This is a genomic window from Anthropogastromicrobium sp. (genome assembly GCF_037349415.1).
Classification (GTDB): domain Bacteria; phylum Bacillota; class Clostridia; order Lachnospirales; family Lachnospiraceae; genus Anthropogastromicrobium; species Anthropogastromicrobium aceti.
The window spans coordinates 103185-116832 of sequence record NZ_JAXWCK010000012.1 but is presented as its reverse complement, the minus strand read 5'-3'; the positions used below and the strand labels follow the sequence as shown (position 1 = coordinate 116832).

At 41.7% G+C, this 13648-nt stretch carries 10 protein-coding genes; all 10 read left to right on the top strand.

Going from position 1 to position 13648, the window contains the following annotated elements:
• Nucleotides 1-110: 110 nt before the first annotated feature.
• A complete protein-coding gene (locus WJP93_RS01320; RefSeq protein WP_066561963.1) occupies nucleotides 111-1061 on the top strand; it encodes an alpha/beta hydrolase in 951 nt (316 codons plus the stop codon).
• Between the two features lie 349 nt (nucleotides 1062-1410).
• Nucleotides 1411-2358 (top strand): alpha/beta hydrolase, encoded by a 948-nt coding sequence (locus WJP93_RS01315; RefSeq protein WP_082868646.1) that lies wholly within the window; start codon nucleotides 1411-1413, stop codon nucleotides 2356-2358.
• A 329-nt stretch (nucleotides 2359-2687) separates the two neighbouring features.
• Entirely contained in the window at nucleotides 2688-3392 is a 705-nt protein-coding gene (gene pyrH, locus WJP93_RS01310; protein ID WP_066561863.1) for a UMP kinase, read from the top strand.
• Between the two features lie 51 nt (nucleotides 3393-3443).
• Nucleotides 3444-3998, top strand: a complete 555-nt coding sequence (gene frr, locus WJP93_RS01305) for a ribosome recycling factor (protein ID WP_066561861.1) — start codon at nucleotides 3444-3446, stop codon at nucleotides 3996-3998.
• An 85-nt stretch (nucleotides 3999-4083) separates the two neighbouring features.
• The gene (locus WJP93_RS01300) at nucleotides 4084-4803 is read left to right on the top strand and encodes an isoprenyl transferase (RefSeq protein WP_337546414.1); all 720 of its coding nucleotides are present in this window, start codon (nucleotides 4084-4086) and stop codon (nucleotides 4801-4803) included.
• A 41-nt stretch (nucleotides 4804-4844) separates the two neighbouring features.
• Nucleotides 4845-5654 carry a phosphatidate cytidylyltransferase gene (locus WJP93_RS01295; RefSeq protein WP_262535839.1) on the top strand — a complete coding sequence of 270 codons (810 nt, stop codon included), beginning with the start codon at nucleotides 4845-4847 and terminating at the stop codon, nucleotides 5652-5654.
• Nucleotides 5655-5691: 37 nt separating this feature from the next.
• A complete protein-coding gene (locus tag WJP93_RS01290) occupies nucleotides 5692-6852 on the top strand; it encodes a 1-deoxy-D-xylulose-5-phosphate reductoisomerase (RefSeq protein WP_337546412.1) in 1161 nt (386 codons plus the stop codon).
• Nucleotides 6853-6896: 44 nt separating this feature from the next.
• On the top strand, nucleotides 6897-7988 hold the full coding sequence (locus WJP93_RS01285; protein WP_118612817.1) for a M50 family metallopeptidase: 1092 nt from the start codon (nucleotides 6897-6899) through the stop codon (nucleotides 7986-7988).
• A 28-nt stretch (nucleotides 7989-8016) separates the two neighbouring features.
• Nucleotides 8017-9090 carry a flavodoxin-dependent (E)-4-hydroxy-3-methylbut-2-enyl-diphosphate synthase gene (ispG, locus tag WJP93_RS01280; RefSeq protein WP_337546411.1) on the top strand — a complete coding sequence of 358 codons (1074 nt, stop codon included), beginning with the start codon at nucleotides 8017-8019 and terminating at the stop codon, nucleotides 9088-9090.
• A gap of 20 nt (nucleotides 9091-9110) precedes the next feature.
• Nucleotides 9111-13628, top strand: coding sequence for a PolC-type DNA polymerase III (locus WJP93_RS01275; protein ID WP_337546410.1), 4518 nt, complete (start codon nucleotides 9111-9113; stop codon nucleotides 13626-13628).
• The last annotated feature ends 20 nt before the right edge of the window (nucleotides 13629-13648 follow it).

The window sequence follows — 13648 nt, the reverse complement described above, 5'->3', positions numbered from 1 at the left end:
GCAGTACGAGGATTTATGAATCTCTTAATGGGTGGCACTATGTTTTGGGGTAACATCTTATGATGAAAGAAGAGAATAAAACAGAAAAGGCAAAGAAAGGTCGAAGGATTATGTGGACATTTATTTATATCGGTGTTTTTATTGCCGCAGCAGGAATAGGTGTGGCAAGCAAGTTTGTCCAGCCGTCCTGGACGAAAGATTTTACGGCAGAGTGGAACGAGTCTGTCGGCACAGTTTATAAGGACATTTCATACGGAGAAATGGATGCCAACAAATTCGACCTCTATGTTCCGGCGGACAATACGAAAGAAAGTTACGGGTTGGTGGTTTATCTCCACGCAGGCGGATTTACTGCCGGTGATAAATCCGGCGATGAACAAATCCTAAAATGGCTGTGTTCCAAAGGCTATGTCGCAGCAGGAATTAACTATACATTGCGTGACGAAGCACATACGGAAGCAAGCGTTTATTCCCAGTCAATCGAAATCAAAGAGAGTATGCCCGTAGTCATTGCAGAATCGGAAAAACTCGGCTATCATATCGATGAGATGTCCATCGGCGGTGGGTCGGCAGGTCATTGTCTTGCCATGCTTTATGCGTACAGAGATGCAGAACTTTCTCCTGTTCCTGTAAGAATGGTGTTCGGTGCTGTCGGTCCCTCCAGCTTCTATCCGGAGGACTGGGGTTGCTACGGCTTGGATAAGAATACGGAGGAAAGCAAGGAAGCTGCGGCAGGTCTGTTCAGTGTTATGGCAGGAAAAGAAATTATATCTGATATGTTCGGCACACCGGAATATGATGAAGCAATCAAGGACATTTCTGCTCTTTTGTGGATTGACGAAAACACAGTTCCATCTGTTTTGGCATACGGAAAATATGACAAGGTGCAATCTTTTGAGGCATCCGTTCGTCTGGATCAGGCTTTGACGGAACATAATGTGCCGCACGAATATATTGTCTGCGAACATTCCGGACATGGCTTGCAGAATGATAACAAGGAATTTCTTCTGTATAATCAGAAAATGGAAGAATATCTTGACAAGTATATGCCAGTAAAATAATTGGAGAAATTACATAATAAACGAAATGGAAAAACGACAATCTTGTAAATATATCCGGCTCCGAAAAGGCTCTGTCGGTGTATGAAGAAAGTGATGCTTTTGCAAAGCTTGTTACCATTTCCGGGGCAGGACACATTTTCTTTAATGCAAAGCACAGAGAGCAGGCAATATCCGATATATTGGGCTTTCTCAAGCCGGACGAATGATAAGAGGGAATTATATGGATAAAAATAGAAAGAAACTATTCATCAACATCGGGATTACCGTTGCTGTAATTATCATAGCTGCTATACTCGGTGCGATTGTCGGGGAATTGCTTCTTGACAATCTGATATAAGGCGGTGGTGGTATGAAGAAAAGAACAAAAATATTACTGTGGTGCATACTGTTTGTTGTCGTATTCGTAATCAGTGCTTTAGTGAGGGTAAATATGCTCGGTTCTGCACCGATGAAACTTCTGCTGGTTCAATGGGATGATACCATCGGAACAGTTTACAGCGACCTGAACTACGAAAATGATTATGGACATAAATACGATTTGTATGTTCCTTCCAACATTGATAAAGGAAAAGCACAGCAGCTCATTCTCTATATCCACGGCGGCAGTTTTAATTCAGGAACCAAAGAGGACGGCGAGGTTTGGTGTAAATACTACGCTTCAAAGGGCTATATTACGGCTTCACTTGACTATTCTTTGCAAACTGTTCAAGAGGACGCAAGCCTTGTGAGAATGAACACGGAAATCAAAGAATGTGTAAATGCAATAAATGAAAAATGCATAGAACTCGGATACACCCTTGATGGTATGGCAACCTGTGGTGTTTCAGCCGGTGGAACGCTGGCGATGAATTATGCCTACACTTGTGCAGATTCATCTGCCATACCTGTAAAATTTGTGTTCCAGCTTGCCGCACCTGCTGATTTCGAACCCGACGATTGGAATATTCTGAAAAAGGTCGACAATCTTGATACTGATGCAGAATTTCTTTCTATGATGACAGGCGTGGATATTACAGAGAAAGCCATCCACAGCGGCGAATATAAGCAGTATGTAGATATGATTTCACCGGCAAGGCTTGTGAGTGAAAACTCTGTTCCTACTCTGATGGGATATGGACTGAAAGACCACCTTGTGCCGGGGAAATTGAAATACAAGCTGGTTTCCGCATTGGAGGAAAATGGCGTACAATACGATTATTTTGAGTTCCCGCACTGCAACCACGGAATGTATCGTGATCTCAATATATTGGAACAGTTTTTGAAACAATCTCTGGTATATTGCAAAACATATTTTTGAAACAATATTCTTGACATTAAAGCAAACAATAGTTAAGCCATGGACAATGCTGATTTTTGCATCATCCATGGCTTTCTATTTAACAATAAATCAATTGGGCCCGTCGACAAAGTCATTCGTCGAAGCACCTTTCGGTAAAACTTCCGGGTTACACTGCTACACTTCTAATCGCTTTCATAAAACTTCCGGGTTGCATATTACTACAGTTCACCAGACGCCCATTCGCATATTTTAGTTGATTTTTAAAAGTCTGTATGGTAAGATACTGATATATGTATCTGGGTGAAACGATAACCAAAGATACAACCCACAGAAAGGACGAGACAAACATGGAAAAACAGCGCAGAGTTATGCTTAAGCTCAGCGGAGAAGCATTAGCTGGTGAAAAAAAGACTGGTTTTGATGAAGAAGTTGTAAAGGACGTTGCAAGACAGGTAAAGCTGTCAGTTGACCAGGGCGTACAGGTTGCAATTGTAATTGGCGGCGGAAACTTCTGGAGAGGCCGTTCCAGCAACGCAATTGATCGACCAAAGGCAGACCAGATTGGTATGCTGGCAACTGTTATGAACTGTATCTATGTATCTGAAATCTTCCGTACCACAGGCATGAAGACTGAAATCTTCACACCATTTGCCTGCAGCACCTTTACAAAGCTGTTCTCTAAGGATGCAGCAAATGAAGCACTTGCACAGGGAAAGGTTGTTTTCTTTGCAGGCGGTACCGGACATCCATATTTTTCTACTGACACTGGTGTTGTACTGCGTGCCATTGAGATGGAGGCAGACGTTATCCTTCTTGCAAAGGCAATCGACGGTGTTTATGACAGTGATCCGGCAAAGAATCCAGATGCTGTCAAGTATGATACCGTAACTATTAAAGAGGTCGTAGATAAGCGCCTTGCTGTTATTGATATGACGGCATCTATCATGTGTATGGAAAACCATATGCCGCTTGCTGTATTTGGCTTAAACGAAGAAAACAGCATTGCAAATGCATTAAACGGCAAGATTACAGGAACTCATGTAACAGCCTGAGAATTTAAAAACTATTAAATTTAAAAACCATAAAACCGAAGGAGCGTAACTATGAAGGAAGTTATTAAAAAATGTGAAGAGAAGATGACAAAAACCTGCGAAAATCTGGATGGCGAGTTTGCCAATATCCGTGCAGGACGTGCAAATCCAAATCTGTTAAACAGAATTATGGTTGAATATTATGGAACTCCGACTCCTATGCAGCAGGTAGGAAATATTTCAGTTCCGGAGCCGAGAATCATCCAGATCAATCCGTGGGAGAAGAGTCTGTTAAAGGCTATCGAGAAAGCTATTCTGGCATCTGATCTTGGAATCACACCAACAAATGATGGTACAAGCATTCGCCTTGTATTCCCAGAGCTTACAGAGGAAAGACGTAAGGAATTAGTAAAGGACATTAAGAAGAAGGGTGAGGCTGCAAAGGTTGCTGTCCGCAATGTTCGCCGTGATGCTAACGATACCTTAAAGAAGATGGAGAAGTCAACTGACATTACTGAGGATGAGCGCAAGGAAGGCGAAGAGAAAATCCAGAAGATGACAGACAAATATGTTGCAAAGATAGACAAGAGTGTTGAGAATAAATCAAAGGAAATCATGACTGTCTAATAATAAGAAATTTTCAGGGCAGGCGTTTTGCCTGTCCTGTTTTGTGTAACAAGATAAAATAAGATTATACCTGTGAGGTACTCATATGGATGAACAAAAAAAGATTCCGCGTCATGTCGCGATCATTATGGACGGAAACGGCAGATGGGCTGAGCGCAGAAAGCTGCCACGAAAAATGGGTCATGCAGAAGGCTGTAAGGTACTAGAGCAAACTGTGCGCGATGCAGCTGATCTTGGTATTGACTATTTGACTGTTTATGCGTTTTCCACTGAAAACTGGAAGCGCTCTGAGGAAGAGGTTTCGGCGCTTATGGTTCTTATGGGCTTTTACATTAAAAAGCTTTTAAAGGTAGCCGAAGAGGAGAATGTACGTGTTAAAATTATAGGAGAGCGAAGCCGCTTTGCACCAGATCTGGTGAATGGTTTAAATAAGCTTGAATATGAGACAAGAAATAATACACGCATGGTATTTGCCATTGCGATCAACTATGGTGCAAGAGACGAGATGCGCCGCGGAATGATTCGCATGGCAGAGGATGTGAAAGCAGGAAAGCTCGAGCCTACAGCTATTACGGAGCAGACAATTGGCTCTTATCTGGATACTGCAGATATGCCAGATCCAGATCTTTTAATTCGCACAAGCGGTGAGCTTCGTCTGTCAAATTTCTTGCTCTGGCAGCTGGCTTACACAGAAATTTATGTGACAGATGTTTTGTGGCCTGATTTTAACAAGGAAGAGCTGCAAAAGGCAGTAGATTCATTTGGAAAGCGTGAGCGCCGTTATGGAGGTCGTCTGACCAAATAAGATTTATATAACATTTTACTTACAGAAAGGCATAAAAATTTATGTTTATTACAAGAACAATCAGCGGAATTGTGCTGTTGGCAGTGACTATGTGTGCAATCATCGCCTCGGGCCCGCTTCTGTATTTATTTATGCTTCTGATCAGCCTGGTTGGCATGTATGAGCTGTACCGTGTTTTTCAGATGGAAAAAAAGATTCCTGCGCTTGTTGGTTATCTGACAGCAATCGGAATAGAATCTGTCATTCTGGCAGGAAAAAATGATCTTGTTGTTCTTATACTTGTCTTAGGATTTTTGGCAATGATGGTCTCATATGTGGCTACTTATCCAAAATTCACGGCAGAAGAGATTGCAAAAGCAACATTTGGAATGGTATATGTGGCATTGATGATGTCATTTATTTTCCAAACAAGAATAAGCAATGATGGTGCCTACACAGTATGGCTGATCTTTATCAGCGCATGGGGTTGTGATACATGTGCATATTTAGTTGGACGTGCGATTGGAAAACATAAAATGACACCTGTATTAAGTCCAAAAAAATCAATCGAGGGTGCAGTCGGCGGAATTATAGGAAGTGCATTAATTGGTGCGCTTTATGGAACAATTTTCAAGACAAATCTGACTGAATTTTCAAATCCGGCTGTTTTTTGTGCTATTATTGGTGCATGCGGTGGCTTTATTTCCATGTTTGGAGATCTTTCCGCTTCTGCGATCAAACGCCAGTACCAGATTAAGGATTATGGAAATCTGATTCCGGGACACGGCGGAATCATGGATCGTTTTGACAGTATTATTTTTACAGCACCGTTAATCTACATTCTCGTAACGCTACTTCAGCGTATTGCGTAAGCGAAGAATAATTAACGAAGAAAGGCAGGTTTTTATAATGAAAAAAATTGCCATTTTAGGATCTACAGGTTCTATTGGAACACAAAGCTTAGAGGTTATTCGCAGCCAGCCAGATATGGAAGCAACTGTGTTAGCCGCCGGAAGTAATGTTGAACTGCTTGAAAAGCAGATTCGCGAATTTCATCCAAAGCTTGTATGTGTTTATAAAGAAGATGCGGCAAAACTATTAAAACAGGCTGTTGCCGACCTTGATGTAACGATTGTAAGCGGAATGGATGGTCTTATTGAGGCAGCTGCATTCCCGGAAACACAGATCGTTGTTACTGCAGTTGTCGGAATGATTGGAATACGTCCGACTATAGCAGCTATTAAGGCAGGCAAAGATATCGCACTTGCAAATAAGGAAACACTTGTTACTGCCGGTCATCTGATTGTTCCAATGACCAAGCAGTACGGGGTGCGCCTGCTTCCAGTAGACAGTGAGCATTCTGCTATTTTCCAGTCACTTATGGGAAGCTTTCCAGAAGGATCAACTGGTCACAAGATTGATAAAATTCTTCTGACAGCATCTGGCGGACCGTTCCGTGGATGGACGAAAGAACAAATGAAAAATATTCGCCCTGAGGATGCATTAAAGCATCCTAACTGGGTAATGGGAAGAAAGATTACAATTGATTCTTCTACCATGGTAAATAAGGGATTAGAGGTAATGGAAGCAAAGTGGCTTTTTGGCGTTGAATATGATCAGGTTCAGGTTGTGATCCAGCCACAGTCTGTTATCCATTCAATGGTACAGTTTGAGGATGGTGCTATTATTGCCCAGCTTGGCACACCTGATATGAAGCTTCCTATTCAGTTAGCACTGACATATCCAGACAGAAGATATCTTCCTGGAAAACGCCTCGATTTTGCAGAACTTGGAAGCATCAGCTTCTTTGCACCTGATTTTGAAAACTTCCCTGGACTGGCACTTGCTTATAAAGTTGGAAAAGAAGGTGGAAACAGACCAACAATATACAACGCAGCTAATGAGTTTGCTGTCAGCCGTTTTCTTGATCACAAATTGTCATATCCGGGCATTATTGAGGCAATTGAAGCCTCTCTTGATCATGTTGGCTTTGTTCAAAATCCGAATGTCGACAACATTTTAGAGACTGAGGCAGCTGTATACGAATTTTTACAGTCAGCGTTGGCATAGATTACAACAGGGTAAGAAACTAGTACTAAAAGAAAGAGGAAAGTATGAATCCATTCAGCATTATTGCACTTTTTTTAATTATCGGATTGGTTGTATTCATCCATGAATTTGGCCATTTCCTTCTTGCAAAAAAGAACGGGGTAGGGGTAATTGAGTTTTCAATTGGCATGGGACCGAGACTTTTGAGCACTGTTCATAAGGGAACACGATATTCTCTTAAATGGATACCTTTTGGCGGCTCCTGCCTGATGCTGGGGGATGACAATGGAATAGTTGATCCGGACGCAGAAGAAATTACAGACAAGGCGCATAGTCTTGCTGAGAAGAATGTCTGGGCACGTATTTCAATTATTGCAGCAGGACCAATCTTTAATTTTTTGCTTGCCTTTGTGCTTGCTGTTATTGTGATCGGTTTTGCCGGAAGCGACAAACCATATGTGCAGGGAGTTATTGATAAGTATCCTGCACAGGAGGCAGGTCTTGAGAAAGGCGATTTAATCACCTCAGTGAATGGCTCACGTGTCCATTTGTTTCGTGAAATTCAGATCTATATGGCAATGAACCCTGGCAAATCACTTGACGTTACTTATGTAAGAGATAACCAGACTCATGAAACAACACTTGTTCCAAAGTATGACGAGGCAAATAATACGTATTACATGGGTATTTACTCTGGTGCTCGCTATGGCTTAAAATGGTATGAGACACTCCAATATGGTCTTTACGAGGTGAAATATAACGTTGTTACGGTAATCAAAAGTCTTGGTATGATATTTACCGGAGACCTTCCGATGACGAGCTTTTCTGGTCCTGTTGGCATTGCGACTACAGTAAATGATATGGTTGAAGAGGTCAATACCTCTATGGCCGATGAATCGTTTTCAGACCGTGCGATGACGATGTTTTTAACGCTTGCAAATTTTGTTGTCATGATCAGTGCCAACTTAGGCGTCATGAATCTGCTTCCGATTCCGGCATTAGACGGCGGAAGATTACTGTTTTTACTAATTGAAGCAGTGCGGGGCAAGCCGGTGCCAAAAGAAAAAGAGGCAATCGTTCACATCGCAGGAATTATTTTCCTCTTCATTTTTATGATATTCATTTTGTTTAGCGATATTATAAAGATTTTCCAGTGAGGAATCATTTATATGTGAGGGGTAAAAAATGGAACAAAATACAAAGCAAATTCGAGAACTTACAAAAGAAATACGAATAGGAAACCGTGTGATTGGCGGCAGTTATCCTATTTTGATTCAATCTATGACAAATACAAAGACACAGGATGTTGATGCAACTGTTGAACAGATTCTTCGTCTTGAAGATGCTGGCTGCGAGATTATTCGCTGTACAGTGCCTGATATGGAGGCAGCAAAGGCAATTGGTGAGATTAAAAAGCGTATTCATATTCCGTTAGTAGCCGATATTCATTTTGATTACAGGTTGGCAATTGCCGCTATGGAAAATGGTGCTGATAAGATTCGCATTAATCCTGGAAATATCGGAAGTGATGAGCGTGTGCGTGCTGTTGTCGAGAAGGCAAAGGAATATCATGTTCCTATCCGTGTCGGTGTTAATAGTGGTTCTCTTGAAAAAAAATATATTGAAAAATATAATGGCGTGACGGCAGAGGGTTTGGTAGAGAGTGCTCTTGAAAAGGTGGCAATGATTGAACAGTTTGGTTATGATCAACTTGTCATCAGCATTAAATCATCGGATGTTATGATGTGCGTAAAAGCGCATGAATTAATTGCCGATAAAACACCTTACCCGCTTCATGTGGGCATCACTGAGGCTGGAACAATTATTTCAGGAAATATTAAGTCATCTATTGGTCTAGCATTAATTTTAAATCAGGGAATTGGAAATACCATCCGCGTATCACTGACTGGTGACCCTGTTGAAGAGATTCGTTCAGCTAAGATCATTTTAAAGACACTTGGTATTCGAAAGGGTGGTGCAGAGATTGTATCCTGTCCAACCTGTGGACGTACACAGATTGATCTGATTCGTCTGGCAAATGAGGCAGAAACGCTTGTCAGCCGTTATCCATATGATATTAAGGTTGCTGTTATGGGCTGTGTTGTAAATGGTCCAGGTGAGGCAAAGGAAGCTGATCTTGGCATTGCAGGAGGTGTTGGCTGCGGTGTTATCATAAAAAAGGGTGAAATCATCCGAAAGCTTCCGGAAGAGGAGCTGCTTGCCGGATTAAAGGAAGAATTGGATAACTGGCAGGCATAATAATTCAGAAAGGAACTTTCATGGCAAAGCGCTTTTTTGAAACATTTCCAGCGCTTATCCTAGAAGATGAGCTGAAGGATCTGTTTGAATTTGCAGAAGTAACTGCATTAAAATATAATCGTGACAGGACGGCGATTCATGTATATCTGCTTTGTCGCCGTCTGATTTCAAAGCCGCAGATTTATGCGGTGGAATCTAAAATTGAAAAGCAGATGTTTCCTGATGGTGATATGAAGATTCGTATATTTGAATCTTTTTCACTGTCAGAACAATACACACCGTCATATCTTGTTGATGTCTATAAGGACAGTTTATTTGCAGAAATTAAGCGTCGAAGTGATCTGGATTATCATATTTTGATGCGCGCTGACTGGAAGGTAGCTGATGATGATTCTCTTTTGCTTACATTAGAGGATAGTCTTTGGGCTAGAAATCGTGCTGGCGAGCTGCGTGAATGGATTCAGATGGTTTTTTATGACCGCTGTGCAATATCAATTCCTGTAGCAGTATCATTTAAAGAGCGTGATACAACAGCAATTGAGGAAGAAAAAAAGCGCGCAGAGGCACAGGCTATCGCACGTATCATGAAAGCCAACAGCGTGGCTTCCAAAGAGAAAGAGGATGAATTTATTGATACAGCCTCTGCTGATACGAAAAAAGGCAGTGAAAAAACTACTCTTAGAAAAGGAGATCCCTCAAAAGCTACCAAATCAGCTGGCGAAAAAAACGTTCAGACACCGCGCGAAATTCCAGGCGGCAATTTTCAAAAATCATCCTATAACAAGGGTAATAAAGGCGGATACAGCGCCAAGCGTCCTCTTCGTTCAGACGATCCAAACATGGTATATGGACGCAATTTTGAGGATGTCACACCAATGAAAATTGTTGAGATTCAGGAGGAGATCGGAGAAGTTGTCATAAATGGAAAGATTATTGCTGTAACTGAGCGTGAGCTTAGAAATGGCGAGAAAACTATTATTTCCTTTGCTGTAACTGATTACACAGATACGATCATGGCAAAAATCTTTGTTCCAAATGAGTTTTTATCCGAATTAAAAAAGGATGTGGCTGTTGGCAAGGCTGTAACTGTTAAGGGCATCGCCATGATGGATAAGTTTGACCATGAAGTAACGATTTCCTCTGTATCAGGTATAAAGCGTGCGGAATGGAAGGAAGAAAAACGCGAAGATCACGCTCTTGTAAAACGAGTTGAACTTCACTGCCATACAAAGTCCTCAGAGATGGATGCTGTATCTGATGCGCAAGCGCTTGTAAAAACAGCAAAGGGCTGGGGACACACTGCTCTTGCCATAACAGATCATGGCTGTGCGTATGCTTTCCCAGAAGCTGCACATGCATTGTCAAAGGGTGATGATTTTAAGCTGATCTTTGGCTGCGAGGGATACTTAGTCGATGACTTAAAGGAAATCGTTGTAAATAGTAACGGTGCTTCTCTTGATGCTTCATATGTTGTATTTGATATTGAGACAACAGGATTTCATCCATCTAAAAATAAAATCATTGAGATTGGTGCTGTAAAGGTGATAAATGGTGAGATTACAGACCGCTTTTCTGAGTTCATCAATCCGCGTGTTCCTATTCCGTTTACGATTGAACGACTAACCGGAATCAATGATGCTATGGTTTGTGATGCACCAGGCGTAGAGGAAATTCTTCCTAAATTTTTGAGCTTTTGCGAAGGCTGTGTCCTTGTAGCGCATAATGCGTCCTTTGATACAAGCTTTATCCGCTATAATGCAGAGCAGCTTGGCATTGAATTTCCTCCAACTTACGTTGATACAGTTGGACTGGCACGTTTTCTTCTGCCGCATCTTGGACGTTTTAAGCTTGATACTGTTGCAAAAGAGCTTCATGTTTCACTTGAGAATCATCATAGGGCAGTAGATGATGCCGGGGCAACAGCAGAAATTTTTGTCAAGTTTCTTCCGATGCTTAAGAAGAAAGGCTTTGAAACACTTGATGATATTGTAGAAAAGGCTGTTATGACACCAGAGGCAATCATGCGAATGCCTACGTATCACATCATATTGCTTGCAGCAAATGAAGTAGGCCGAATAAATCTGTATCGTCTGATCTCAATGGCACATGTTAAATATTTTGCCAGAAGACCGAGATTCCCACGCTCAGAAATTATGAAATACAGAGAGGGACTGATTATTGGATCGGCGTGTGAGGCAGGCGAGCTGTTTCGTGCAATCACAGGAGGAGAGAGCGATGATGAAATTGCAAAAATTGTCTCCTTTTATGATTATCTGGAAATTCAGCCTACAGGAAACAATGAGTTTATGCTGCGTGAAGAGGATTCTCCTTATAAGACAAGAGAAGATCTTGAGGCTCTTAATAAAAAGATTGTTCAGCTTGGCGAGCTTTACGATAAACCTGTCTGCGCAACATGCGATGTGCATTTTTTAAATCCAGAGGATGAGGTTTACCGCCGTATTATTATGAGCGGTAAAGGCTTTAAGGATGCTGATTTCCAGCCGCCGCTTTATTACAGAACAACAGAAGAAATGCTAAAGGAATTTGAATATTTGGGAAGTGATAAGGCATATGAGGTAGTTGTCACAAATACGAATCTGATTGCAGATCGTATTGATCATCTGGCGCCTGTAAGACCTGATAAATGTCCGCCTGTTATTGAAAATTCAGATATAGACCTTAGAAATATGTGTTATGAAAAGGCACATTCAATGTATGGCGATCCGCTGCCGCCAATAGTAGAAGAACGCTTAGAGCATGAGCTTCACTCAATCATTTCAAATGGCTTCGCCGTTATGTATCTGATTGCCGTTAAGCTTGTTCATAAGTCAAACGAAGACGGTTACATGGTAGGCTCTCGTGGTTCTGTCGGATCATCATTTGTTGCAACTATGTCTGGAATTACAGAGGTAAATCCATTAAGTCCACATTATTACTGCAAGAAATGTCATTACAGTGATTTTGATTCGGAGGAAGTTAAAAAGTTTGGTGGTGGTGCAGGCTGCGATATGCCAGATAAAATTTGTCCTGTATGCGGTGAAAAGCTTGCAAAGGATGGCTATGATATCCCATTCGAGACATTCCTAGGCTTTTATGGTGATAAGGAGCCTGATATTGACTTAAACTTCTCTGGTGAATACCAGAGTAAGGCTCATGCCTATACAGAGGTTATTTTTGGCGCCGGACAAACCTTTAGAGCCGGCACTGTAGGTACACTGGCAGAAAAAACAGCATTTGGCTACGTGAAGAATTATTATGAAGAACATAACCAACATAAGCGAGAGTGCGAAATTAACCGCCTTGTCACTGGCTGTACTGGCGTAAAACGAACATCAGGGCAGCATCCCGGCGGAATAATTGTACTTCCAATCGGTGAAGATATTAACTCCTTCACACCAGTACAGCATCCGGCAAATGATATGACGACCAGCACAGTAACAACACACTTTGATTACCATTCAATTGATCATAACTTGTTAAAGCTTGACATACTTGGCCATGATGATCCTACCATGATCCGTATGCTTGAAGATTTAACAGGAATTGATGCAAGAGAAATTCCGCTCGACAGTCCAGAGGTAATGTCATTATTTAAGGACACATCTGCGCTTGGAATAAAGCCAGAGGATATAGGTGGCTGTAAGCTTGGTGCACTTGGTCTTCCGGAGTTTGGCACTGACTTTGCTATGGGCATGTTAATTGAAACACAGCCGCAGCATTTCTCAGATTTAGTTCGTATTGCGGGTTTGTCACATGGTACAGATGTATGGCTTGGAAATGCCCAGACACTTCTGCAGGAGAAAAAGGCGACCATTTCAACTGCTATATGTACGCGAGATGATATCATGGTTTACTTAATCAGCAAGGGCATTGAAAAAGGTCTTTCGTTTAAGATCATGGAGGCAGTTCGAAAAGGAAAGGGTCTTCAGCCAGAATGGGAGCAGACTATGGTTGAGCATGATGTGCCAGACTGGTATATATGGTCTTGTAAAAAGATTAAATACATGTTCCCTAAGGCACATGCCGCAGCTTATGTTATGATGATGTGGCGAATTGCATACTGCAAAATCTTTTATCCGCTGGCATTTTATGCTGCCTACTTTAGTATACGTGCCACTGCCTTTTCATATGAATTGATGTGTCAGGGCAAAGAAGCACTAGAACGTCATATGGCTGATTATGAAAGCCGAATGGACACGCTTTCACCAAAGGAGAAGGATTCCTATCACGATATGCGTATTGTTCAGGAAATGTATGTAAGAGGCTTTGAATTTACACCAATTGACTTGTTTAAGGTACAGGCAACAAGATTCCAGATTGTTGATGGAAAGCTAATGCCATCACTAAGCTCTATAGAAGGTCTTGGAAATAAGGCAGCAGAATCCATTGTAGAAGCAGCACTCGGAGGGGCGTTCCTTTCAAGACAAGATTTTCGAGAGCGCGCCAAAGTGGGACAGACAGTTAGTGATAAGCTTTTGGAGCTTGGAATTTTAAGCGATATTCCAGAGTCCAATCAGCTGTCGCTCTTTGACTTTTAACAAATATTAGAATAGAGGAA